Consider the following 22,779-nt stretch of genomic DNA (forward strand, 5'->3'; position numbering starts at 1 on the left):
CGGCGGTACCGGCCAGACGAGGGATTGACGCCGGTGATCGTCTGCGGCGGGGTGTCGGCGTGGTCCTCGGGGTTAGACGTATGACAGTCATACGAAAGCTGAGGAGTTCCGATGAGCCGCCCCTTTCACCAGGACCCGGTGACCCGAGAGGACGGACCTGCCCGGCCGCCGCTGTGCCGTCAGGCCCCCGCGAGTGAGCGTCACGAGAGCCCGGTGAGCACAGCGCAGTGACCATTGCCGATGTGGTGTTCGCGTGGCTGGGAGTGGGGGCGTTGGTCGCCGCGGTGCTGCCCCGCGTAGTGGCGGGGCGGCCGGTGTCGTTGCCGGTGGTGTTCCTGGTGAGCGGCGTCGTCGTGTACGCGCTTCCGCTGCCGTTGCCGGTGGTCGACCCGGTGGAGCACCGGCTCGTGACGGAACACGTCACCGAGGTCTGCGTCATCATCGCCCTGATGGGCGCCGGACTGGCGCTCAACCGGCCGGTGGGCCGGCGCCTGTGGGCCTCGACCTGGCGTCTGCTGGGCATCACGATGCTGCTGACGGTCGTGGCGACCGCCGTGGTGGCGTGGTGGTTGCTGGAGTGGCCGCCGGCCGCCGCGTTGCTGCTCGCGGCGGTCCTCGCGCCGACGGATCCTGTGCTCGCGTCGGAGGTGCGGGTGGGGGAGCCCACCGAGGAGAAGCACGACGAGGACGAGGTGCGGTTCGCCCTCACCAGCGAGGCGGGCCTCAACGACGGCCTGGCCTTCCCCCTCACGTACGCGGCGATCGCGCTGGCCGCCGCCGCGGGCAGCGGCTGGTCGGCCGAGTGGATCGGCACGTGGGCGGCGCATGACGTCGCGTACAAGAGCGTGGTCGGTGTGCTGGGCGGACTGCTGATCGGCAAGCTGCTGGGCTGGCTGTTCTTCCGGACCCGCTCCTCGGTGCTGCGGCTGGCCGATCACCGGGAAGGTTTCGTCGCGTTGGGCGCCACCTTCCTGGCGTACGGGGTCACCGAACTCGCCGGTGGCTACGGCTTTCTCGCCGTCTTCACCACCGCCTGCGCGGTCCGGGCGGCCGAGCGCGCCCACGGCTTCCACAACGTGCTGCACGACTTCGTGGAACAGGTCGAGCGACTGCTGACCGCGGTGCTGCTGTTCCTGCTGGGCGCGTTCATCGCGCTGGGCGGTCTGGCACCGCTGACCTGGCGGGGCGCCGCGACCGGTCTGCTGCTTCTGCTGGTCGTCCGGCCGCTGGCCGGGTGGGCCGGGCTGCTGGGAGGCCGCTTGCGGGGCTGGGAGCGCTGGGTCGTGGCGGGCTACGGGATCCGCGGTATCGGCTCGCTGTACTACCTCGCCTACGCGCTCGGGCAGCAGGACTTCGCGGTAGCCGAGCGCGAGCTGTGGGCGGTGGTGACCTTCACGGTGCTGGTATCGGTCGTGCTGCACGGCGTCACGGCCGGGCCAGTGGTGTCCCGTCTGGACCGGCGGCGGCCCGCACCGCCCCCAGAACCGGGGGAGAAGCGCGGGGACGAGACAGCGCGAGTGGAGGAAGCCCCACGTCCGGCCGTGGGCCCTGCGGCGGGCGATGGCTGAGCCACGGGCCGATCAGCCGAGGAGCGCCGAACACGGGTTCGCCTTTGCGCCCTTCGGGTGTTCCTCTGAGATTCCCTGCCGCAGCCCCGGATCTTTCCACTTGGATGTCCGAGGCGGCGTGGGCACCTTGGGCGGCGCGAGCACCTTGGGCACGCGGGCACCTTGGGCAGGGGGTGGCGAGTGAATCGGCAGGTGTGCTTCGAGTACGTGTGCCCGGCGCTGCCCGCACAACCCCAGGCGGTCTCCATACTGGACGCGGCCCATCACCCGGTGGGGTGCCTCGAATACCAGGTCTGCCATGTGTGTCGCATCGGGTACGTGGCCAACATCGCCGTCGCCACTCACTGGCAGGGCCAGGGGCTCGGCCGCCAGGCCCTGCACACGGCCATGGCCCCGTGCAGGGGTTACGCCTGGTCCACGTCCCGGCAGTCGTCCGAGGGACGCCGCTTCTTCGCCGCGATGGAGGAAGAGACGGAAGTCGCCTTCCCGCCCGCCGGTATGCGGTGCTCACACATGACGTCGTGATCGCTCCGCCTCAAGCGTCCTGCCACGGGCGCAACCGGCTCCAGCACGTTGCTGTCGCCCCGCACTCCCGAATGAGTGTCCGATGACCGGATCAGGAACTGCCCAACCCCGCAGGTGGCCACAGTCCTCGCCGCGACTTCGGAGTCGTCGGCACGCACCGGCAGTACGACCAGGGTGATCACGTTCCGAGTCCGCGGCACGTGAACCCAGGGGCGCCGATCGGACAACGGCGTTCGCTCGAAGACCGCAGGCCTCTGAACCCATAGCCACCTGGCTCGGGGACGTCGGCTTCTGCTCCGTGTCCGTCGGTGGTACGAAGCTGCCCCGTCAGGAAGTTCAGACTCGCCGTCGACGTGGTGCGCGGGAAGTACGACGAGAAGGGGTCGACCGGTGAGGTCAACCACTTCCAGGCGCTGACCGCCGCGGTCTCGGGCACCGTCGGTCTCGGCAACATCGCCGGTGTGGCCGTGGCCGTCTCCATCGGTGGCCCCGGCGCCACCGTCTGGATGATCCTGTGCGGCCTGCTGGGGGCAACCTCTTCCAGGTCAACCAGTGCTACGCCCAGATCGTCTCCGTCACGGGCGGCGAGAGCGGTCTGATGGGCTCCTCCGCCGGCGCGCTGATCATCGGCTTCCAGCGGGCCGCGTTCTCCAACGAGGCCGGTCTCGGCTCCGCCCCCATCGCACACTCCGCGGTCAAGACCGAGCACCCCACCAGCGAGGGCCTCGTCGCCCTGCTGGAGCCGTTCATCGACACCGTCGTCATCTGCACGATGACCGCGCTGACGATCGTCATCGCCAACCCGGCCAGCTGGGTCGAGGCCCGCAAGAGCGAGGGTGGGTCCATCGGCGGTGTCACCATCACCTCTGACGCCTTCGGCACCGCGATGCCCTGGTTCCCGTACATCCTCACCGTCGCGGTGATGCTGTTCGCCATCTCCACCGTGCTCACCCGGGGCTACTACTGCCTCAAGGCTTGGACCTACCTCTTCGGCCGCAGCAGGCGCAGCGAGCTGACTTTCAAGGTGCTCTACACGCTGTTCGCGGTCGCGGGCTCCCTGCTGACGCTGGAGACCCTGATCGGCACGGCCGACGCGGTGCTCTTCATGCTCGCCGTCATCAACATCATCGGCCTGTACCTCCTCGCCCCGGTCGTCAAGCGTGAGCTGAACTCCTTCCTGGAGTTCGTCCGCGCCCGCGACGCCGGCGAGGTCACCGAGGACGACGGAGACCAGGAGTCGGTGAAGACCACCGTCTGACCGCCCCCGCGGCCCGCTCGTCCCGTTGGCGGGGAAGTCCGGTCGGCGTCCCGCCCTCATCTCGATGCCCTGGAGATCGAAAATCCATCTACCAGGGGCTACATCCGTCTGCCAGGCCAACTGCCCAGCCGACGCAGGAGGTTGGAAAGGCTCAGCGTTTTCCATTCTCAGTCTGAGCTGGCCAGATGCAGGCTGAGGGTGGCCTGGACGAGACTCATGATCCGGGCGGTCGAGTATTGCGGCGGTTGGCAACGTGCCCTTTGACGCACGTCATCCCTGCCAGGCGTCGGCCACCGAAGGGGCCAGTGCACTGGCCTGGGCGTGGCCCGCGCGGGCGGCGGCCGGTCGGCGCGTGTCGTCCGTCATGTTGCGGCCCATGATGCGGCGCGCGGCGCGGTCCGGGGACAGCAGGATGACGCGCGCGCCTTCGTCGGACAGTTCCGCGGCCTGCTGCGAGGCGCTCGGATGCGGCCCGACCGCCTGGGGGATCGGTACGACGGCCAGCACCCGGCGGTACTCGCGTGCGAGCTGGAGGTTGGCAGTTGAACGGCTGCCACCATCTATCCAGCGCCGGCCCGCTACGGTAACCGGCGGCCATACGATGGGCACGGCGCAGCTCGCCGCGACCGCTTCGAGGAGGGGCACTCCCGAGTGTGAGTCGAACAGCTCGAGTTGTCCGGTCTGCGCGTCGACTGCGGTGATCCTCAGCTCCCGCTCGGGCCAGTCGCGGACGTCGCCCAGAAGCGCGCCGACCGTGTCGAAGACGTCTGACTCTGGGCCGGTCCGGGCGCGTAGCGCTGCCCGGGCGAGGCGTTCGATGGACCGCTGGGGGTCGCGGGAGCCGAGCGCCGCCCAGAGGAAGCGTGCCGTCTGGCGCGCCGTCACCGGCAGATGGACCGCGTCTGATCCGGAGAGCTGGCGCTCGTACAAATCTGCGGTCGGGACGCCGGCCAGGAGCCGGGATCCGAAGACGGCACCGGCGGAGGTGCCGATCACGACGTCGGCGCTGCGGAGATCGATCCCAGCCTCGGTGAGCCCGGCGAGCACCCCTGCCAACCAGGCTCCACCCACCGGTCCGCCGCCCCCGAGCACGAGTGCGGTGTCGGACACGCTTCCCCCTCCCCGCAGCGACCGCGGACGTCCCGTCCGCGGGAAACGAACCGGGGGAGTCGTCCCCGTTTGGTCGCCTGACGATAGCATCCGTACCGGGGAGCACTCCCCGGTACGAGGGGCGGGAAGAGGGAGACATGATGGGTGACCGTCCGCCGGCAGGACGCCGCGATGCGCTGCGCAACCGGAAGCTGCTGACCGACAAGGCCCGCGAGGTCTTCGCCGAACAGGGCCTGAATGCCCCGCTCGATGAAATCGCCCGGCGGGCGGGCGTGGGCAACGCCACCCTCTATCGCCATTTCCCGACCCGTGCCGCGCTCGTCGATGAGGTCTTCCGGGATGGGCTCACCGAGACCACAGCGGCGGGAGAACGGGCACGAACCGCCGAAGACGCATGGACGGGACTGACGGAGTACCTGCAAACAGTGTTCGCCGGTCTGGCCGCAGACCGCGGCACCAACGACCTCATGACCACGAATGTGGAAGGCGTCGCTTCTCTGGAGGCGATCCACGCCCACAACCGCACAACCATCCACGGGCTGCTCCAGCGCGGTCAGGAGCAAGGCACCATTCGGTCAGACCTCACCGTCGAGGACCTGCTCCTCGCCCTGGCAGCACTGGGCCGGGCCGTTCCCGCGCTCACCACAGTCACCCCGGATGCCTGGCTCCGCCCGCTCACCCTGCTCCTCGACGGCCTTCGCGCCCGTCCGGCCACGCCCCCGCTGCCCGCGCCGGCCCTCACTTCCGCCCAGCTCCGCGCGGTGCTACTCAATCTGAGTCCGTACAGGCAGCGTTGAGCGGTTGCTGGTCAAACACGGTTGTCCTGGTAGACCACCCCTTCACCAGGGACTTACTCGTCTCGACATCGCGATCAAGTGGGAAAGGGCTCACCGTCGCCGGCGGGCACAGTGGCTCGATGCGACAGGTCCTGGCTACGGCGTCGCATGGCGCCGTAGCCAGGACCCATCCCTGGTGTGCAGCCCGCTACTTGGGCGGCATGAGGACGTCGTCGATGATGTGCACCTTCGCGTTGGCCGTCTGGATGTTGCCGCAGACGATGTTCGCCGTGTCATTGACCTTGTAGGACTCGTCCGATCCATCGGTGGTGAGCTTGCTGCCCTCAAGGGTCTTGAAGGAGCCCATCGACAGCTGGCTCGGTGCGATCGTCTCGCCGACCACGTGGTACGTGAGGATCTTGGTGAGCTGCTCCTTGTCGGCGAGGACCTTGTCCAGGTCGGCCTTCGGGATCTTCTTGAAGGCGTCATTGGACGGGGCGAAGACCGTGACGTCCTTCGCGTTGTTGAGCGTGTCGACCAGACCCGCCTTCTTGACGGCGGTCGCCAGTGTCGACAGCTCCGGGTTGTTGGACGCGGCCGTGGCCACCGGGTCCTTGGCCATGCCGTCGAGGCTGCCGGACCCCTCTTCGGGCACCGACGAACACGCGGATCCGAAGGTCTCGTGGTCGTCCGCGTGAGCGGCCGGCGCGAGGAGCCCGAGGGACACGGGCAGGGCGATCGCCGCGGCTGAGACGGCGGCAGTGCGGATCATGCTTCGAGTGGTCATGATCAGTTCCTTCTCTGTGCGAGGCAGATTCTCGAAAGAACCCTTGCGCTGGGAATTCGAAGCGGATTCCGATCCGGATTGGTCCTCTTGCCGGGAACTGGAGTCGAATTCTCGTGTCCGTGACTCCGCTTGCGCGGCTTCGCTCCGCAGCGGACAATTTCCCCGGCGCGTTTTGACGTGTCCGCGGGAATGAGTGCAGGATTCCGCGCCGTACTGCCAGGAAGGTTTTTCCATCTCTGCAATGGGCGAGAAACGGAATTCCTCAGGACGGCGCCGTCGGTGGCGACTCCCCTTGCTGGGTGCGCTGAGCGGACTGCTGACCGGTTATGCGGCTCTGACCGTTGCCGAGCTGGTCTCGGCCGCGATCCGCCCTCAGGCGAGACCCGTGGTGGCGGTGGGAGGAGCCGCCATCGACCGCACCCCGATTGCTCTCAAGGACTGGGCGATCCGGCACTTCGGCACGAACGACAAGCTCATTCTCCAGCTCGGCATCCTGGGCGTACTGGCTCTCCTCGCAGTCGTCCTGGGCGTCGTCGCGGCCCGTTATCGCCGCGTCGGGTCGGCCGGTGTCCTGCTGTTCGGTGTGGTCGGCGCGCTGGCCGCCACCAGCCGTCCGGATTCCAGCGGCTTCACCGATGCTCTGCCGTCCGTGGTCGGTGCGCTGGTGGGCGCTTGCTTGTTGTACTGGCTTGCCGGCCGCTTGCACGCGACTCCCGCCGGAGCGTCGGCTGACGACGGCGTCGGCGCCCGTCCCGGTTGGGACCGGCGCGGGTTCATCACCGCGGCGACAGCGGCTGCCGTGGCCTCTACGGGGGTCGGCCTGCTGGGGCGTGCACTGAACGGTTCCCAGGGTGAGAACGCCGTCGCCTCGCGTAAGGGCGTCAAGCTGCCCGCCGCCGCCTCGCGGGCGAAACCAACCCCGGCCAACGCCCAGGTGCGGGTCCCCGGGACCAGCGCGTTCATCACCTCCAACAAGGACTTCTACCGCGTCGACACCGCCCTCGTCGTACCGAAGGTGGACGCCACGACATGGCGGCTACGCATCCACGGCAAGGGCGTCACCCGCCCCCTCACCCTCACCTTCGACGACCTGCTGCGTCGGCCGCTCATCGAACGGACCATCACTCTGACCTGCGTCTCGAACGAAGTCGGAGGCCCCTACGTGGGCAATGCCCGCTGGATCGGCGTCCGCCTGGCGGACCTGCTCGCCGAGAGTGGCGTCAAGCCACCCTCCAAGGGCGGCCCCGCGGACCAACTGGTGGCGCGCTCGGTCGACGGCATGACGATCGGCACCCCGGTCGACGACATCATGGACGGCCGGGACGCGATGCTGGCGCTGGGGATGAACGGTCAGCCGCTGCCGTTCACGCACGGTTTCCCCGTCAGAATGCTGGTCCCCGGCTTGTACGGCTACGTCTCCGCCTGCAAGTGGATCCAGGACATCGAACTCACCACGTTCGACGACTACGACACGTACTGGGTCAAGCGGGACTGGGCGCAGAAGGCGCCGATCAAGACGCAGGCCCGCATCGACACTCCCAAGCCGTTCGCCACCCCCAAGGCAGGCAGGGTGATGGTCGCCGGAGTGGCCTGGGCGCAGCATCGCGGTATCGACAAGGTCGAGGTCCGCGTCGACGACGGGCCCTGGGAACAGGCCACTCTCGCGGCAGAGGACACCCGGGACACCTGGCGCCAATGGTCCTACGCGTGGAAGGCGACCCCGGGCCGCCATGACCTGACGGTGCGGGCGACCGACCGTACCGGCCGGACGCAGACGCGCAAGCGCACCGGCACCGTGCCGGATGGCGCCAGCGGCTGGCACTCGGTCGTGGTCACTGTCGACTGACGCTGTCACAGGGCTGCCGGAGGGTTCCTGGTGCTGCCAGGTCGCCAGGGCGCGCCGACTGTCAATGGGCTCCGGCCCCGAACTCCGCGTGCCGCGCACGCATGGCGTAGGCATCGTCCTCGCCCTCGTCCGGGGGAGAGGGCGCAGCCAGGTGCCAACGCTGGATCTCCCGGCGGGCCTGAGCGATCAGCTCGTCGAACTCTTCGTCTGTCATCTCGCCCACACCTCCCGCCGTTCCGCCGAGGAAACGAGCCCTGGTCGGGCTCTCCACAGGTGATTCGGAGCGGCCGGCGCGAGCGGATTGGTCTCAGGAGGCCTGGGCAATCCGTCGGTTCGGGACGAACATCCGGCGTCAGCTGACCAGTTGCGAGCCCTACACGTCCGCTGCTGGGTTCGGCTCGCGCGCCTCGCGTGCGGTGTCTGCTCGTAGCGAGCGCCCCTGCGTCATCTCGACGAACCACCAGGTACCGGCCACCACGCACGACCACAACAAGCCGTGCGCCATCGCGCCCGGCCAGGTGGTGGCGTACTCCGCCCACCGTTCCACGGCAGCCACTGCCACCCAGCTGATCAGCGCTACGCACATGACCCGTACCCGTCGATGCTTCAACATGTATGCCTGGCTACCCGCAGTAGTAGTGCTCACACCGCCCCGACCCCCACCACCGCGTAGACGCCGTACGCCGTTACCGGTGCTGCCGGTCCGACATGCGGCGGAGGCCCGCTTGCGGCAGCGTGGGGACCGGAATGCAGCCGCAACCCCCGCGGCCACGCCGCGTCTGCCAGGGCCATGGTCGCCCGGCCATCGCACCGGTGTTCTCCCGCGAAGAAGAGCGGTTCGTCCCCGGGAGAGGGGTACGCGGCGGGTGCCAGACAACCGAACGCTTCGATTGACCAGGAGGAGCTTTGAGTGACTTCCAGGGCACGAGCCGCGCGGACCAGAGCAAGCCGGCAGCGGTAGCGCAGACAGCTCAGGCCAAGGCCGGCGAAGGCGCCGGTCTGGTGGGCGACAAGGCCACCGAGGTGGCCGGCACCGCAAGGGAACAAGCGGCAGGAGTGGCTGAAGAGGCCACCGCTCAGGCGCGTGACCTGGTGGGAGAGCTGCGCGATCAGCTCCAGGACCAGGCCCAGTCCCAGACCCGGCGCCTGGCGGAGAACGTGCGTCGGTTGGCGGGTGAGCTGCAGGAGATGAGTGAGAGCAGCAAGCCGGATTCCAGCGTCTCGGGTGTGGTGCGTCAGATAGCCGATGGCGGCCATCAGGTGGCTTCCCGTCTGGAGGAGCGCGGGCCGGACGGGCTCATCGGTGACCTGCAGGACTTCGCGCGGCGCCGACCGGGCGTGTTCCTGGCGGGTGCGGCGCTGGCGGGCTTCGCCGTGGCGCGGGCCGGCAAGGGGATCAGCGCCGCCGGCTCCCACACGTCGGGCACCGCCGCGACGGAGAGCGGGCAGCGCCAGACTCCCGTCGGCCCGACCGGCTCCCCCCGGCCCCAGGTGACGGAGGCCGGCGCTCCTTACGCAGGGCCTCCAAGCCCCCCGGCCCCCGCCGGTCAGTTCCGGCCGCCGCCCGCTGCTCCCGGCTACGGCCCCTCTCCCGCGCCTTCGCGGCCCGCTGCGACGCCGCCTCCCGCTCCGCCGGCGGCCCCGCCGCCCTACTCGGGTCCGCAGCCGCCGCCGAGCCAAGGGAGCTGAGCGGTGGCCACACAGTTTCCCGAACCCGTCGGAACGGACGCCGAGCATCCGGCGGCCCCGAGAGCCGCCAAGCCGGACGATCCGTCGATCGGTGATCTCCTCAGCGAGATCAGCACGGATCTGTCGCAGCTGGTCCGCGACGAGATCGAACTGGCCAAGGCGGAGATCAAGCAGGAGTCGACGAAGGCGGGCAAGGCCGTCGGCATGCTCGGCGGGGCCGGTTACGCCGGTCACCTCGCGCTGCTGCTCGGCAGCTTGACCGTGATCTTCGCCCTCTCCCATGTCGTGGACATCGCCTGGGCGGCCCTGATCGTCACCGCCGTGTGGACGGTGGTCGCGGCGGTGCTGTACAAGACCGGCCGCAAGCGCCTGCGCACCGTGAACCTCAAGCCCGAACAGACCGTGGAAACCCTGAAGGAGGACGCCCAATGGGCACGACACCCGACGAGCTGAGGACCGACGTGGAGTACCGGCGCGCTCACCTCGCCCACAACGTCGACCTCCTGGCGGACAAGGTGACCCCCCGCAAGGTGGCCCAGCGCAAGGTCGGCGCGGCCCGGGGCCGGCTGACCGGCATCAAGGAGCGCGTCATGGGCACAGCAGGCGACACGGCCGGGAACGTCGCGGACACCGCGCACGGTTTCGCGGACTCGGCCGGCCAGGCGGCAGGCAGCCTCGCCGACACCGCCAAGGACACGACCGGACAGCTCAGTGATGCCGTCCAGCGGGCGCCCTCCCAGGTGAAGCAGCAGACGCAGGGCAGCCCGCTCGCGGCAGGTCTCATCGCCTTCGGCGCCGGCATGCTGACCGCCGCGCTCCTGCCGACCACCAAGGTGGAGGAACGAGCGGGCCAGCAGCTGCGCGAGCACTCCGACGAGCTGCTCGAACCGGTGAAGCAGCAAGCCGTCCAAGCGGCCCAGGACGTCAAGGAAGAGCTGCGACAGCCGGCCGCCGAAGCAGTGGAGGCGGTCAAGTCCACGGCACAGGAAGGGGCCCAGATCACGAAGGAGCAGGCCCAGAGCGCGGGACAGGACACCGCGCAGGGGCTGCGCGAAATGGGCCAGGACACCGCCCGTGAGGTACGCCGGCAGCCCAATACTTGATCGGTACGACGAGGACCGGCCCACCCCTCGGTTCGGGGGTGGACCGGTCCTCGTACGTCGCGCGCGGCGCCCATATGGCGCCGCGTACACATATGGTCCCGGGTATCGGGCACCCGTGAGTCCATGGGAAACCAGACGCCTGCCATGACCACCACGCACCGCCAGTTGACCGGGCGACGAGCTGACGCCCCAGTACGGCGGGCCGGGGGACGGCACCGGCGCTCGTCCGAACGGCGATGGGGTAAATGGCACCGACGGTTCCTGGCCTACCGCGCCATCGAACTGCTGCCCTCCCTCTCGCCCGAGGGAGAGGAAAAGGACTGTCTGCTCCTGGTGCACATCCGCAAAGTGGTCGGACGAGTGACCTATCGCGCGTGCGCCCAGTGTGCCGAGGGAGTCATCACCGACGTGGTCCTCGACGAACCCTTCCGCGACAGCGGGCTCGGTACCAGGGCGCTGTCGCATCTGCGTTCCTGCTACCCCGGCGTGACCTGGCGCACCACGCTAGACCGGCGCCTCACCCGCGACCTGCTGCGGCGGATGCGCGTCCCCACGGCCTCCGCCGCGGGGAGCTGCCCTCATCTCCGGCCCGCCGTCACTGCCCCCGCCGGGGGCTGAGTGGCCCATGGCGGACCGCCGCGGTCATAGCCATCCGTTGCGACGGAACACCCGGTGGAGCGCTGTGCACGCGCCGACCATCAGGACGATGGCGGCGGGGTAGCCGTAGGTCCACTGCAGTTCGGGCATGTGGGCGAAGTTCATGCCGTAGACGCCGGCGATGAGGGTGGGCAGCGCGAAGATGGCGGCCCAGGCGGAGATGGTGCGCATGTCGTCGTTCTGCCGGGCGCCCACCTGCGCCAAGTGAGCGTCCAGGACGGAGTTCAGCAGCTCGTCCAGAGACCGCACCTCGGTGTCGGTGCGGTGCACGTGGTCGGCGACGTCCCGGAAGTACGGAAGGGCCTCCTCGGGCCAGCCGGAGCGCGGCCCGGCGAACTCCTGCACCACCGGCACCAGAGGCTGTACGGCGTCACGGAATTCCAGCACCTCCCGCTTGAGGGAGTACACCTCTTCGATCACCTCCCCGCGGCCCGGCGAGAACACCCGGCGCTCCAGATCGGTGAGGTCATCGCGTACTTCCGCGGCGATCGCGGTGTAGGTGTCCACGGTGACGTCCAGCACGGCATGCAGCACCGCCAACGGGCCCAGCGCCAGCAGGGCCGGGTCGCGATCGAGACGTTCGGCGGCTTCCGCCGCGGGGTCCGCCTGTCCGTGGCAGACGGTGAGGACGAAGTGCGGGCCGAGGAAGATCATGGCGTCGCCCGATTCGATCTGCGAGGTCTCCTCCACGTACCGCAGCGTCTTCAGCGCGACGGACAGCACCTCGCCGTAGCGCTCGCGCTTGGGCCGCTGGTGCGCTTGGACGGCGTCCTCGACTGCCAAGGGGTGCAGGCGCAGCTCGTCGGCCAGGGCCTCCACCTCCTGGGCGGAAGGATCGGCCAGGCGGATCCACCCGAACGAACCTTCCGGCGCGTCCCGCAGCCGCTTCAACGCGCTCTCGCTGCTCTCCGCCACGTGCGGTGCCCGCGGGGCACCGTCGCTTCGATAGATCACACACTCCATGCCTTACACCTGCGCACCGCGCCGCGATTCATGCCCGCTCATCTGCGGAAAGAGCACCAGCACGGATCTCTCGGCGCCGACACCGGTTCACTCCATGCGGCGGCGGTCTTCGTCGGTCCACTTGGCGGTGTCGCGAGGTTCGACGTACGGCTCCTCGTTCTCGGGATGGCCGCCCTCTATGGCCCGCTGGCGGGCCATCTCGGCGTCGAACTCCAGGCCCAGCAGCACCGCGAGGTTGGTGATCCACAGCCACACCAGGAAGATGATGACGCCGGCCAGGGCGCCGTAGGTCTTGTTGTACGAGGCGAAGTTCGCCACGTAGAGCGCGAAGCCTGCGGAGGCGACCATCCAGAGCAGCAGGGCGAGGAAGCTGCCGGGGGTCACCCATTTGAAGCCGCGGCCCCGGGCGTTGGGCGCGGCCCAGTACAAGATCGCGATCATGATGACGACGAGCAGGACCAGGACCGGCCATTTGGCGATCGACCACGCCGTCATGGCGCCGTCCCCGATCCCCAGTGCGGAGCCCGCCCGCTGGGCGAGGGGGCCGGTGAACACCACGATCAGCGCGCTGATGACCGCCAACACCATCAGGACGACCGTCAGCGCCAGGCGCAGGGGCAGCACCTTCCAGGCGGGGCGGCCCTCGGGCATGTCGTAGACGGCGTTGGAGGTGCGGATGAACGCCGCGATGTAGCCGGAGGCCGACCACACCGCCAGCACCAGACCGACGATCGCCATGAGCGAACCGGTGCCGCCGCTGCCCTGCAATTGCTCAACGGCATTGGTGATTATGTCCCGGGCCGGGCCGGGGGCGAGCTTTTGCAGGTTGTCCATGACCTGCTGCGTGGCGGACTTGCCCGCGATGCCGAGCAGGGAGACCAGCACCAGCAAGGCCGGGAAGAGGGAGAGGACACCGTAGTAGGTCAGGCCCGCGGCGCGGTCGGCGAGTTCGTCGTCCTGGAACTCCTTCGCCGTGCGCTTGAGCAGCACCCACCACGACCTCTTGGGCATGGCGGTCGGCTCGTCGGGTGCGTTGCGTTCCACTTCCGGGTCCGGACCGATGTTCTCGGTGCCGTTGTCGCTGCCGGGTTCGTTTCGATTCTGATGGGGTTCCGGGGTCCGTGCCATGCCAGATGGGTAACCGGACCCGACGGGAGAGAAACAGATTCCCTTTGCATGCACTTGAGATGTTTCGTCCCGCGTATGTCGGTGAGCCGGAGGGGGAGCCCAACACCGAGGAAGCAGGAGGGTCACGATGATCACCCGAGAGCAGATCCCGACCGTGCTGGACCACCCGGTCCACGACGCCGAGGGCAGCAAGATCGGCGACGCCAAGCACGTCTTCCTCGACGACGTCACCGGCCGCCCGGCGTGGGTCAGCGTCAAGACCGGCCTCTTCGGCACCAGCGAATCGTTCGTGCCGATCCAGGACGCCACCATGGTCGAGGACCACCTTGAGGTCCCCTACGCCAAGGACAAGGTCAAGGACGCGCCCAACGTCGACGTCGATTCCGGCGGACACCTGTCCGAGGACGAGGAACACCGCCTCTACGAGCACTACGGCATCGCCTGGGACGAGGCCTGGCAGCAGGCCAACAGGCCCGGTGAAGGCGGCTGGGCCCGCGGCGACACCGCAACGCGGCACTCCGGTGACCAGGCGATGACGCGCTCCGAGGAGCAGATGCACGTCGGCACCGAGCGCCGCGAAACCGGCCGGGCCCGTCTGCGCAAGTACGTGGTGACGGAAGAGGTCCAGCAGACCATCCCCGTACGGCACGAAGAGGTCCGCATCGAACGCGAGCCGATCACCGCAGCCAACGCCGATCAGGCGCTGTCCGGCTCCGAGATCTCCGAGGCCGAACACGAGGTCACCCTGCACGCCGAGCGCCCCGTCGTCGAGACCGAGGCCGTGCCGGTGGAGCGGGTGCGCCTGAACACCGAGGAACGCGTCGAGGAGGAGACGGTCCGCGGCCAGGTCCGCAAGGAACGCATCGAGGCCGACACCCCCGACCGCGACACCGGTCGCTGACGACAGGTTCCGCCGTATGACGGAGGCTGACGACAGGTTCCGCCGTATCACGGAGAACGAACCGATCACTCGGACAGACCGCCCGTCCAGCTACAGCGGTTTTGGCCGCGGCTGAGGGGTAGGCGATGCAGCGTACGACGACACACCGGCACCACCGCAGGAGGTAACTCATGGGCAAGCTCGGCGACATGGCGAACAAGGCCAAGGAGCTGGCCAAGGGCCACCCGGACCAGGCCGACAAGGGTGTCGAGAACGTGGAACGCGCGGTCGACAAGCGGACCGGCGACAAGTACGACGCCCAGACCGACAAGGCTGCCGACGCGGCCCGTCGTTCCTACGGAGGGGGCGGCACGGCCGCCGGCCACTGAGCAACACCATCACGGCGAGTCCACAGCGCGGGCGCTGTGGACTCGCCGTTTCGCGGTTGGGTGCCGCCCTCGATCGCTGATCAACACCTTCACCTCGGGGGACCAAGGTTTCGTCATGGTCATCACAAATCTCTGTTAGCGTCCGTAACGCTTGATCCACTCCTCGCCCAAGTGGCCGCAGTGGACGCAGCGTTCAGAAGAAGTGACTGCACGACACACGCAACGGGGATCTGTATGCGCCGTACCAACCTCCGGAAGACGTTCTTCACCGGAGCCGCCACCGTCATCGTCGCGCTTGGCGGCTCCCTGCTGATGGCGCCGAGCGCCTCGGCTGTCGGCTCGTCCGCGTGTACGAAGAACATCGCGGACCAGACCTGGAACGTCACCAACACCTTCAGGTCCGTCATGCAGAACGGACCGGGCTACAGGTACGCGAACAAGGAGGAGCTCTGGGCGGGCGCTCCCTTCCGCGTCTACTGCAAGACGAAGAAGTCCGGCATCACCTGGTACTACGGCAAGCACCTCAACGGCGGCATCAAGGGCTGGCTGGACTACCGCGCCTTTGAGGACTTCGGTACCTGAGAGTTCGGTACCGCGGTGCCGCGCCTCGTGACCTCCTCGCGAGGCGCGGCACCCTCGCGCGGGGCCCTCGCGTAGCGCTTCCTCGACCGGGGCGGTGACTGTCAGCCGCCACATGTTCTGGTCACAGGTCAGGGGCCGGTGGAGGGTCAGTCGTTTTCGTGTGCGGTGATGAAGGAACGCATCTTCGCCAGCGCCGCGGCATTGGAGACGATCATGAGATGGTTGGGTGCCGTCGGCCCGCTCATGAGGTAGTTCTCGTCCGCACCGGCAAGCATCGCGGTGTCGGTCGGCACCGCGTTGTAGTCCGCGGTCGACCTGATCGTGAGGTAGTCGATCCTGTCGTTGAAGGGGACCTCCGTGGGGCTGTTCAGTGCCTTGAGGAACGGGGTGTTCGGAGAGGCGAACTGCTGGCAGGACACGTACCACTGACAGCCGTTGTTGGTGGTGCCGTGCTGCGGTCCGGCGAAGCCGATGTACTGGGAGACCTTGTCGGCGCCGTCGAGGTTCTTTATGTAGTACCGGGCGGCCAGCGTGGAGGCGGACCACGTGGCGAGGACGACCTTGTCGGCTCCGGTCCGGCCGCGAACCTCGTCGACCTTGGCCGACAGCTGCTGGGCGGCCTTGGCCAGGTCCTGCGTCATGGAGCTGCTGTCGGTCCAGGTGACCAGCCTGTCGGCGGGCCAGCCGTTGGTCTGCAGATTCGACTTCATGGCGTTCATGTTGGACGTGCTGCCGGTCATGCCTGGGATCATGATCACGGGGTCGTGTCCGGCGGCGGCGGGCGCCGGCTGGGGCGCCGCACTGGAGGTCTGGGACGCCAGCCCCAGAAGGCTCGTGGTCAGCAGGGCCGCGAGGGAAGCGCTGAGCAGCCGCCGTGAACGGACCGGTCGCCGGTCGCCCGTGCGTGTCGATGCCGTCCCGCGGGGCGTCGTGGATGCAAACAGCATGGGAGCTCCTTGCCCGTCGTGCGGTCATCGAGCGCTGATGGTGCGGCTCGCACTCGGCGGACGCCGACGGGGGTGGTGGGGTGGTGTGACACAGAGCACGCTAAAGCCCCGGCCGCGGCGGCCAGATGGTCACGGCGCACGTCTTTCGCCCGCATCAATGTCCGCTCCGGCCATTACGTCTCGGCCGCACGAGCGGGGCACGCGCTACCGCTGATGCCCGGGCCGCGTGGGCGCGCCAGTATGCGTGGTGCACACCCCTGATGCTCCGCGTGTGTGCGCGGCACCTCTCGTAGCGCCTGGCGGGGGCGGCATACCGTCACAGCAATTCGGCGGGGTCGCCATCGACCGGGCTGTGCGGATCACGTGCCGCGGTTTCAGCTTCAGCCTCCGCCTGCCGCGCGCCTCGCCAGGCATCTCCAGCTCGCGAAGCCGCGAAGCCGCGAAGCGTAGGGTCGCGAAGCCGTGGGGCCGTGGGGCATGGAGGCTCGTACGTCACCGCGTACCCCCGCCCAGCCATTGGAGGACAGACAATGACCCGGTTCGGAATCATCGGCGGTGGGCTCATGGGGCACGGGATCGCTGTTGCTCTGGCTCAGGCAGGGCACCGTGTCATGGTGCACGACGCGGACCCCGCGACCCTCGCCTCGCTCGACGAGCGCATCGTGCGGGCCCTGGAACGCTGTGACACCCCGCCGGGCGATGTCGGGATGACGACCGCACGCATCACCCCGGCCAAAACCCTGGCGGACCTGGTGCTACGCGTGGATGTGGTGATCGAAGCCGTCCCGGAGCGTCTCGGCGTCAAGCACCAGGTCCTGGCAGCGCTGGAGGCGAAGATCCCGGCCGTGATGCCGGTGTGGTCCAACACCTCCGTGCTCTCGCTCACCGAGGTGGCCAAGGGCATGCGGTATCCGCAGCGGTTGGTGGGGGTGCACTGGTGGAATCCGCCCTATGTCATCCCGCTGGTGGAGGTCGCCCCGGGCGCGGAGACGGATCACCGGTTCGTGCGGGAAGCGTGCGACATGCTGGACGGGATGGGCAAGACGACGGTGCGCCTGCACCGGGATGTCCCGGGGTTCATCGGCAACCGACTCCAGTTCGCCCTGGTCCGGGAGGCACTGCATCTCTTGGAGCAGGGAATCTGCGACCCGGGGACGATCGACACGGTCATGCGGACGAGTCTGGGCCTGCGCTGGTCCGCCGTGGGCCCCATGGAGAACGCGGATTTCATCGGCCTGGACCTGACCAGGGACATTCTCGACAGTCTGGCACCCCACTTGTCCGCCGCGGTCACGTTCCCCGCGCTCGATGAATCCCTCGCCGCCGGACATCGGGGCCGCGCCTCCGGTGGCGGGCTGCTGGCCTGGCCGGCCGGGCGGGGGGAGGAGGTGGCAGAGCGCCTGGAGAGCGGCATCCGCCGCAACCTTCTCGAACCGCGAGACAACCTCCTCGAACGGCAAGGCAACCTCCTCGAACCGTAAAGCGCCCGGCGTCGGCGGCAGGCAACCGGCAAGAGACGGCGGTGCCGGAAGAGCAGAAGGCGGCTCACTCACCTCACTGCCGTACCCAGGCAGGCAGCGCCATACTTGCCGGGCGCCGGGCGCCGGGCGCCGGGCGCCGGGAGGACGGCTTGACGGAGGATCGATGGCACACGGGTACGGATACAGATCGTCTTTCCTGAAGCTGCTGGCCGATGACGCCGACCTCGAAGCCTTCGACGAGGCCCTGGTACTGGCCCGCACCGCAGGAGAGCCGCCCGGCCGGCTGGACATGCTGGAGGAGGAGCGGGCGATCGCGCTGCGTCTGCGGGAGAGGCTGCAGCGTCACCGCCGCAACGAGGCGGAGCTCCAGCTGCTCAACGACACGGCGAACGACCTGGCCTCCCTACGGGACTTGGACACCATCCTGCAGGCGATCGCCGACCGGGCACGGCGGCTGCTGGAGTGCGATCTCGCCTACATCAGCCTCAGCGACCGCGGCCGCGGCGACAGTTACATCAAAGCCGCCGCCGGCAACATCTCCGGCCTGCTGCGCGAACTGCGGCTGCCCATCGGGACCGGCGTGGGAGGAATCGTCGCGCGGACCGGCGAACCTTACGCCGTCGCCACCTACCTCACCGATGAATCCTTCGCCCACACCACCGAGATCGACACGACCGTGGCCGCCGAGCGGATCGAGTCCTTGCTGGGCGTGCCGGTCAAGCTCAACCAGGAGGTGATCGGGGTCCTGCTGGCCGCACACCGCAGCCAACGGGACTTCAGCAGCCGGGACATCAGTGTGCTGATGATGCTCGGCTCGCACGCCGCGGTGGCCATCGAGAACAGCCGCCTGCTGAGCGCCGCCCAGCAGGCGGTGGCGGAGCTGCGGGTCGCCAACGACACGATCAGCTCCCACATGGCGGACCTGGAACGCACCGCGGAGGTCCATGAGCGTCTCACCCGCCTGGTCATCCAGGGCAACGGCGTCGACGAAGTCGTACAGGCCACCGCGGCCGCGGTCTCCGGCACGGTGGTCGTCCTCGACGAGGAGGGCAACACGGTGGCCCGGTCCTGCGGCCACGACACGGTCCCGGCCGACGAACTCGGACGGCTCAGCGCGGACGCCTGGCAGGCCGGGCACACCGTGATCCGCACGACACGGTGCGCCGTTCCCCTGATCACCGAGTCCGAGCCCCTGGGCACGATCGTCCTGAGCGCCACGGCGCAGGTCGACGCCACCGACCGGCGCATCCTGGAGAGGGCCGCCCTGGTGGCCTCCCTCGTACTCGTCACCCGCAGACGCATGGCGGAGGCCGAGGCCCGCGTGCGCGGAGAACTGCTGGGCGACCTGCTGGCCGCCCACGACAAGGACCACGACCTCCTGCGGCACCGGGCCGCTCTGCTCGACGTCGACCTCGCCGTCTGCCGCACCGTGGTGGTGGCCCGGGTCGACGACGAACCACGCGAGCGGGTCTACGCCGCCGCCGCGGCCATCGCCCGGCGCTGTCACGGCCTGGCGACCTTCCAGCGCGACGCGATCATCCTGCTGCTGCCAGGAGATGACCCCGAAGCCGTGGCGCGCCACGCCGTCGAGGAACTGGCGCGGACCTCACGCCACCCCGTCACCGCCGGCACCGCGCACGCAGCGGACATCACCCGCATCGCCGCCGCCTTCCGCGAGGCGGACAACTGCCTGCACGCCCTGGTCGCCCTGGGCAGGACCGGCGAGGTCGCCGGCACTCGCGGACTCGGCTTCGTCGGAGCCCTGTTCAGCGGCGAGCCGACCACTGCCTCCTTCATCGAATCCGTCATCGGCCCGGTCATCGACTACGACCGCACCCACCACTCCGACTTGGTCCACACCCTCGACACGTACTGCCGCACCGGTCGGCACGCCCGCAACACCGCGCATCTGCTGCACCTGCACGTGAACACCGTCAGCCAACGCCTGAGCCGGATCAGCCAGCTGCTCGGCGCGGCCTGGCGCGACCCCGAACGGCTCCTGGAGATCCAGGTCGCCCTGCGGCTGCTGAGAGTCAGCAAGCCCTAGCCCGGCCCTCGCCCAGCACATTCTCCGGGCCATTCATGTGTGCGCTCGGCCCATACCGTCTCCGGCGACGCACTCCGTAACCTTTGCGCCTCCCGACACGAGGCACGAGCAACGGAGACGCCATGAGAAGCACCCTCGCCGCCGCCGGACTCGCCTGCGCGCTGTTCAGCGGCACGCTCCTGTTCCCGGCCCACGCCGACCAGCGTCCGGCCGACTGCGGTGACCTGCGCGGCCTGCGGATACCCGCCTCAGAGATCGGGCTGCACACCACGGGCGGCGAGGTGAAAGCGGCGAACACCATCGCGCCACCCGGCAGCGGGACCTCCGCGCCACCCGGCAGCGGGACTGCGGCGACGGGCCCGTACTGCCGTGTCGACGCCGTCATCCACCCCGTAGACCCTCAGGCGCCCGACATCACGCTGCGCGTCGCCCTGCCTCAGCAGTGGAACAGAAAGACGATGATGTTCGGCGGCGGAGGCTATGACGGCACCATTCCCGATGTCACGGGCAACGTCCCCTTCGGCCCGACCGATCAGCCGCGCCCGCTCGGCCGCGGCTATGCCACCTACGCAGGCGACTCCGGCCACCAGGCGGCGCCGGACTTCCAACCAGTCCCTTCCCTCGACGGCTCTTTCGGAGTCAACGACGAAGCCGTCCACAACTTCGCCGGTGACGCACTGAAGAAGACCCATGACGCCGCGCGTTTCATCATCCGCGCGCACTACCGCGCCGCCCCCGCCCACAGCTACTTCGCCGGCGGCTCAAGCGGCGGACGCGAAGCCCTCGCCGTCACCCAGCGATGGCCCGCCGACTTCGACGGGGTCATCGCCGCCTACCCCGCCTGGAACGCCGCCGGTCTCAACCTGTTCTTCGGCCATGAAGCCCAGATCCTCTCCCGCCCCGGAGCCTTCCTCGGCCCAGCCGAACAGGAGTTGCTGTACCGCGCCGTCATCCGGTCCTGTGACGGCGAGGACGGCCTGCGCGACGGCGTCGTCTCCAACGAAGCAGGCTGCCGCTTCCAGCCCCGCACCCTGCGCTGCCCGAACGGCAAGGACAGCGCGGACCCGTGCCTGACCGACCACCAGATCCACGCCGTACAGGCGCTCTCCTCGCCACTGCGGTGGAAGTACCGCCTGGCCAGCGGCGAACGTGGCTACCCGGGGTTCCCCTTCCTCTCCGGCGCCGACATGACCACCCCGCTGCTGGGCATGGGCTCCCGCGCCCCCGGCCATCCGATGCCGAAGGACAGCGGCTACGGCGTCCAGTTCTGGGACCAGTGGGTGAGGTACTTCGTCACCCGTGACCCGGCATTCGACTCGCTGGCCGTGGATCCCCGCCGCCCCGGCATCTGGCAGCAGCGCATCAGCCGTCTCTCCGCCCTACAGGACGTCAACGACCCCGACCTGCGCCGCTTCGCCAAGGCGGGCGGAAAGCTCCTCATCCTGCACGGCACCGCCGACGAGCTCGTCAGCCACCGCTCGACCGTCGAATACTTCCAGCGTGTCCAGAAACTCATGGGCCCGCACGCCACCCGCGACTTCGCCCGGCTCTATCTCATCCCCGGCGCCAACCACGTCAACGTCGACGCGGCCTTCGCGGCAAGCCACGACTCGCTGAGCGCCTTGGAAAGGTGGGCGGAGGAAGGCAAGGCGCCCGCACGGCCCGTCGTCACCGACCTCAGCCCCGCGGGCAACGCCCGCACCCGGCCGTTGTGCGCCTACCCCTCCTGGCCGAAGTACCTCGGCTACGGCGACCCCGCCTCGGCCCACAGCTTCGCCTGCCACAGCAGCGCACGGCCACGAACCTGATCCGCCCCGGGCCCGGGTCGGCCCCCTTCCGCCATGGCCGCGGCGATACGACAGCGCAACCCCTGCCGTCCACTACGTCATGGCAGCCGTGCTGCCCACGGCCCTCGCACTCGGCTGCGCCCACGAGACCCGTCACCGGCACCTGGCGGACACAGAAGCCTCGGTGGTCACCCGTGCTCTCCGGAAGAGCACCGGGAGCCACAGGAGACATGCCAGCAGGGGGACCGCGAAGACACCGGGACGGTGACCCGATACCCGATGCGCCGGTCCACGCGCTCCGAAGACCTCAGTGTCCCCTTGTCGTCCCGCCGCTGTCACACCCGCGACTGCGCGGGCTTCCTGAGCAGTTCATAGAGCACCGAGAAGCTCTCCTCGCGGTGGCCTTCGGCGACAGCGCGTCGCAGTAGATCGTGCATCGGCTCGGTCCAGGCGACATCGACGTTCGCCTCCTCGCCCAGTTCCTTGTCGTAGGCGATCCCCTCGTAGAAGTTCCCGACGGAGGACAACGGCCTGCTGTAGTCGCCGCTGTCGATCTCCTCCGCGATGCCCGGAAGGAGGGCGATGATCATCTCCAGCCATTTGACGGAGTACGGAACCATGCTGCCGGCCTTCAGTCCACGCGAGGAAAGAAGCGCGGCGCCGTGGAAGAACCCGATGAGCGTGGGCAGCAGGGTGGCGCCCACGGCCGACTCGTAGAGGGCCGCGAGGTCCGGGTCTTCCCCGAGGTGCACGGTGTCGCCGCCGAGTGCGCGCAGCGTCGCCTCGTGCTCGTCGAAGGTGGCCCGGTCGCCGCTGTAGTAGAGCAGCGTGTCCGGCAGCCCCACGGCCGCGGGGACGTTCTTCACGGCCCCGTCGAGGAAGCGTGCCCCGTATCCGGCGGCCCGGTCGGCCATCTGGCGCGCCCCGCCCGGGGTACCGGAGTTGAGGGTGACCAGAGTGCGTCCGGTGAGCGCGGCGGCGGCCGGGGCCAGCGCGGCGAGTGTGGCGTCGTAGGTGGTCAGGCAGGCGATGACCAGCGGGCTTGCGGCGACCGCGTCCGCGATGTCCTCGTGGTGGACGGCGCCCCGGGCGACGAGGGGTGCGGCCTTCTCCGCGCTGCGGTTCCATACGGTCGTCGGGTGTCCGGCGCGGACGAACGCCTGGGCGAGCGCCGCGCCCATCGAGCCGAGCCCGATGACGGTGACAGGGGTGCGGTTGTTGCCGCTCATGTGTGCTCCATCTCCGCGTCTTGCGTA

General features: G+C 69.2%; 22 protein-coding genes and 1 pseudogene. 15 read left to right on the plus strand and 8 right to left on the minus strand.

Annotated features, from left to right (window positions below):
* The first annotated feature begins 227 nt into the window (after positions 1 to 227).
* From DMA15_RS34670 to DMA15_RS34680, 3 genes and pseudogenes are all read left to right on the plus strand, one after another.
* A complete protein-coding gene (locus DMA15_RS34670) occupies positions 228 to 1,568 on the plus strand; it encodes a cation:proton antiporter (RefSeq protein WP_125516608.1) in 1,341 nt (446 codons plus the stop codon).
* Between the two features lie 180 nt (positions 1,569 to 1,748).
* Positions 1,749 to 2,093 (plus strand): GNAT family N-acetyltransferase, encoded by a 345-nt coding sequence (locus DMA15_RS34675; protein ID WP_125516609.1) that lies wholly within the window; start codon positions 1,749 to 1,751, stop codon positions 2,091 to 2,093.
* A gap of 262 nt (positions 2,094 to 2,355) precedes the next feature.
* A pseudogene (locus DMA15_RS34680) lies at positions 2,356 to 3,351 on the plus strand (alanine:cation symporter family protein).
* Between the two features lie 270 nt (positions 3,352 to 3,621).
* Here DMA15_RS34680 and DMA15_RS34685 read toward each other — a convergent pair.
* Positions 3,622 to 4,461, minus strand: a complete 840-nt coding sequence (locus tag DMA15_RS34685) for a patatin-like phospholipase family protein (protein WP_125516610.1) — start codon at positions 4,459 to 4,461, stop codon at positions 3,622 to 3,624.
* A 140-nt stretch (positions 4,462 to 4,601) separates the two neighbouring features.
* Between DMA15_RS34685 and DMA15_RS34690 the strand changes: the two genes are divergently transcribed.
* Positions 4,602 to 5,258: a TetR/AcrR family transcriptional regulator gene (locus DMA15_RS34690; protein ID WP_125518211.1), complete on the plus strand. Its 657-nt coding sequence runs from the start codon at positions 4,602 to 4,604 to the stop codon at positions 5,256 to 5,258.
* A 187-nt stretch (positions 5,259 to 5,445) separates the two neighbouring features.
* On the opposite strand, the gene DMA15_RS34695 is transcribed toward DMA15_RS34690, so the two are convergent.
* Complete coding sequence (locus DMA15_RS34695) at positions 5,446 to 6,024, minus strand: fasciclin domain-containing protein (RefSeq protein ID WP_125516611.1); 579 nt, start codon at positions 6,022 to 6,024, stop codon at positions 5,446 to 5,448.
* Positions 6,025 to 6,265: 241 nt separating this feature from the next.
* On the opposite strand from DMA15_RS34695, the gene DMA15_RS34700 reads away from it, so the two are divergent.
* Positions 6,266 to 7,870 carry a sulfite oxidase gene (locus DMA15_RS34700; RefSeq protein ID WP_125516612.1) on the plus strand — a complete coding sequence of 535 codons (1,605 nt, stop codon included), beginning with the start codon at positions 6,266 to 6,268 and terminating at the stop codon, positions 7,868 to 7,870.
* A 61-nt stretch (positions 7,871 to 7,931) separates the two neighbouring features.
* On the opposite strand, the gene DMA15_RS36895 is transcribed toward DMA15_RS34700, so the two are convergent.
* Together DMA15_RS36895 and DMA15_RS34705 are read right to left on the minus strand one after the other, a co-directional pair.
* A complete protein-coding gene (locus DMA15_RS36895) occupies positions 7,932 to 8,084 on the minus strand; it encodes a hypothetical protein (RefSeq protein ID WP_164551889.1) in 153 nt (50 codons plus the stop codon).
* Between the two features lie 159 nt (positions 8,085 to 8,243).
* The gene (locus DMA15_RS34705) at positions 8,244 to 8,483 is read right to left on the minus strand and encodes a hypothetical protein (RefSeq protein WP_125516613.1); all 240 of its coding nucleotides are present in this window, start codon (positions 8,481 to 8,483) and stop codon (positions 8,244 to 8,246) included.
* Between the two features lie 293 nt (positions 8,484 to 8,776).
* On the opposite strand from DMA15_RS34705, the gene DMA15_RS37160 reads away from it, so the two are divergent.
* From DMA15_RS37160 to DMA15_RS37795, 4 genes are all read left to right on the plus strand, one after another.
* Positions 8,777 to 9,559, plus strand: coding sequence for a hypothetical protein (locus DMA15_RS37160; protein WP_206302896.1), 783 nt, complete (start codon positions 8,777 to 8,779; stop codon positions 9,557 to 9,559).
* A 3-nt stretch (positions 9,560 to 9,562) separates the two neighbouring features.
* A complete protein-coding gene (locus DMA15_RS34715; protein WP_125516614.1) occupies positions 9,563 to 10,012 on the plus strand; it encodes a phage holin family protein in 450 nt (149 codons plus the stop codon).
* Positions 9,988 to 10,662 (plus strand): DUF3618 domain-containing protein, encoded by a 675-nt coding sequence (locus DMA15_RS34720; protein WP_125516615.1) that lies wholly within the window; start codon positions 9,988 to 9,990, stop codon positions 10,660 to 10,662. Before DMA15_RS34715 ends, DMA15_RS34720 begins: the two co-directional genes overlap by 25 nt.
* A 144-nt stretch (positions 10,663 to 10,806) precedes the next feature.
* Positions 10,807 to 11,280 (plus strand): hypothetical protein, encoded by a 474-nt coding sequence (locus DMA15_RS37795; RefSeq protein ID WP_240660099.1) that lies wholly within the window; start codon positions 10,807 to 10,809, stop codon positions 11,278 to 11,280.
* A 24-nt stretch (positions 11,281 to 11,304) separates the two neighbouring features.
* On the opposite strand, the gene DMA15_RS34730 is transcribed toward DMA15_RS37795, so the two are convergent.
* Both DMA15_RS34730 and DMA15_RS34735 read right to left on the minus strand, forming a co-directional pair.
* The gene (locus DMA15_RS34730; RefSeq protein ID WP_125516616.1) at positions 11,305 to 12,282 is read right to left on the minus strand and encodes a magnesium and cobalt transport protein CorA; all 978 of its coding nucleotides are present in this window, start codon (positions 12,280 to 12,282) and stop codon (positions 11,305 to 11,307) included.
* 87 nt (positions 12,283 to 12,369) lie between these two features.
* Positions 12,370 to 13,410, minus strand: coding sequence for a YihY/virulence factor BrkB family protein (locus DMA15_RS34735; RefSeq protein WP_125516617.1), 1,041 nt, complete (start codon positions 13,408 to 13,410; stop codon positions 12,370 to 12,372).
* Between the two features lie 127 nt (positions 13,411 to 13,537).
* Between DMA15_RS34735 and DMA15_RS34740 the strand changes: the two genes are divergently transcribed.
* From DMA15_RS34740 to DMA15_RS34750, 3 genes are all read left to right on the plus strand, one after another.
* Positions 13,538 to 14,311 carry a YsnF/AvaK domain-containing protein gene (locus DMA15_RS34740; RefSeq protein ID WP_125516618.1) on the plus strand — a complete coding sequence of 258 codons (774 nt, stop codon included), beginning with the start codon at positions 13,538 to 13,540 and terminating at the stop codon, positions 14,309 to 14,311.
* 170 nt (positions 14,312 to 14,481) lie between these two features.
* Positions 14,482 to 14,679 (plus strand): antitoxin, encoded by a 198-nt coding sequence (locus DMA15_RS34745; RefSeq protein WP_125516619.1) that lies wholly within the window; start codon positions 14,482 to 14,484, stop codon positions 14,677 to 14,679.
* A 234-nt stretch (positions 14,680 to 14,913) separates the two neighbouring features.
* Positions 14,914 to 15,261: an SH3 domain-containing protein gene (locus DMA15_RS34750; RefSeq protein ID WP_125516620.1), complete on the plus strand. Its 348-nt coding sequence runs from the start codon at positions 14,914 to 14,916 to the stop codon at positions 15,259 to 15,261.
* A gap of 146 nt (positions 15,262 to 15,407) precedes the next feature.
* Here the strand turns inward: DMA15_RS34750 and DMA15_RS34755 are convergent, their stop codons facing one another.
* Positions 15,408 to 16,001, minus strand: a complete 594-nt coding sequence (locus tag DMA15_RS34755; RefSeq protein WP_125516621.1) for a hypothetical protein — start codon at positions 15,999 to 16,001, stop codon at positions 15,408 to 15,410.
* 737 nt (positions 16,002 to 16,738) lie between these two features.
* On the opposite strand from DMA15_RS34755, the gene DMA15_RS34760 reads away from it, so the two are divergent.
* From DMA15_RS34760 to DMA15_RS34770, 3 genes are all read left to right on the plus strand, one after another.
* Positions 16,739 to 17,689 (plus strand): 3-hydroxyacyl-CoA dehydrogenase family protein, encoded by a 951-nt coding sequence (locus DMA15_RS34760; RefSeq protein ID WP_125516622.1) that lies wholly within the window; start codon positions 16,739 to 16,741, stop codon positions 17,687 to 17,689.
* Between the two features lie 163 nt (positions 17,690 to 17,852).
* The gene (locus tag DMA15_RS34765) at positions 17,853 to 19,736 is read left to right on the plus strand and encodes a GAF domain-containing protein (protein WP_164551890.1); all 1,884 of its coding nucleotides are present in this window, start codon (positions 17,853 to 17,855) and stop codon (positions 19,734 to 19,736) included.
* Between the two features lie 122 nt (positions 19,737 to 19,858).
* Positions 19,859 to 21,544 carry a tannase/feruloyl esterase family alpha/beta hydrolase gene (locus DMA15_RS34770; protein WP_125516624.1) on the plus strand — a complete coding sequence of 562 codons (1,686 nt, stop codon included), beginning with the start codon at positions 19,859 to 19,861 and terminating at the stop codon, positions 21,542 to 21,544.
* A 314-nt stretch (positions 21,545 to 21,858) separates the two neighbouring features.
* On the opposite strand, the gene DMA15_RS34780 is transcribed toward DMA15_RS34770, so the two are convergent.
* A complete protein-coding gene (locus DMA15_RS34780; RefSeq protein WP_125516626.1) occupies positions 21,859 to 22,752 on the minus strand; it encodes an NAD(P)-binding domain-containing protein in 894 nt (297 codons plus the stop codon).
* Positions 22,753 to 22,779 lie beyond the last annotated feature (27 nt).

Source organism: Streptomyces sp. WAC 01529 (genome assembly GCF_003945545.1).
Lineage (GTDB): Bacteria > Actinomycetota > Actinomycetes > Streptomycetales > Streptomycetaceae > Streptomyces > Streptomyces anatolicus.

Bases quoted from the DNA above. Each gene is read 5' to 3' on its own strand.
- DMA15_RS34690 (WP_125518211.1), top strand. From the start codon at position 4,602: ATGGGTGACCGTCCGCCGGCAGGACGCCGCGATGCGCTGCGCAACCGG.
- DMA15_RS34695 (WP_125516611.1), bottom strand. From the start codon at position 6,024: ATGACCACTCGAAGCATGATCCGCACTGCCGCCGTCTCAGCCGCGGCG.
- DMA15_RS34700 (WP_125516612.1), top strand. From the start codon at position 6,266: ATGGGCGAGAAACGGAATTCCTCAGGACGGCGCCGTCGGTGGCGACTC.
- DMA15_RS36895 (WP_164551889.1), bottom strand. From the start codon at position 8,084: ATGACAGACGAAGAGTTCGACGAGCTGATCGCTCAGGCCCGCCGGGAG.
- DMA15_RS34705 (WP_125516613.1), bottom strand. From the start codon at position 8,483: ATGTTGAAGCATCGACGGGTACGGGTCATGTGCGTAGCGCTGATCAGC.
- DMA15_RS34720 (WP_125516615.1), top strand. From the start codon at position 9,988: ATGGGCACGACACCCGACGAGCTGAGGACCGACGTGGAGTACCGGCGC.
- DMA15_RS37795 (WP_240660099.1), top strand. From the start codon at position 10,807: ATGACCACCACGCACCGCCAGTTGACCGGGCGACGAGCTGACGCCCCA.
- DMA15_RS34730 (WP_125516616.1), bottom strand. From the start codon at position 12,282: ATGGAGTGTGTGATCTATCGAAGCGACGGTGCCCCGCGGGCACCGCAC.
- DMA15_RS34735 (WP_125516617.1), bottom strand. From the start codon at position 13,410: ATGGCACGGACCCCGGAACCCCATCAGAATCGAAACGAACCCGGCAGC.
- DMA15_RS34740 (WP_125516618.1), top strand. From the start codon at position 13,538: ATGATCACCCGAGAGCAGATCCCGACCGTGCTGGACCACCCGGTCCAC.
- DMA15_RS34745 (WP_125516619.1), top strand. From the start codon at position 14,482: ATGGGCAAGCTCGGCGACATGGCGAACAAGGCCAAGGAGCTGGCCAAG.
- DMA15_RS34750 (WP_125516620.1), top strand. From the start codon at position 14,914: ATGCGCCGTACCAACCTCCGGAAGACGTTCTTCACCGGAGCCGCCACC.
- DMA15_RS34755 (WP_125516621.1), bottom strand. From the start codon at position 16,001: ATGACCGGCAGCACGTCCAACATGAACGCCATGAAGTCGAATCTGCAG.
- DMA15_RS34760 (WP_125516622.1), top strand. From the start codon at position 16,739: ATGACCCGGTTCGGAATCATCGGCGGTGGGCTCATGGGGCACGGGATC.
- DMA15_RS34765 (WP_164551890.1), top strand. From the start codon at position 17,853: ATGGCACACGGGTACGGATACAGATCGTCTTTCCTGAAGCTGCTGGCC.
- DMA15_RS34770 (WP_125516624.1), top strand. From the start codon at position 19,859: ATGAGAAGCACCCTCGCCGCCGCCGGACTCGCCTGCGCGCTGTTCAGC.
- DMA15_RS34780 (WP_125516626.1), bottom strand. From the start codon at position 22,752: ATGAGCGGCAACAACCGCACCCCTGTCACCGTCATCGGGCTCGGCTCG.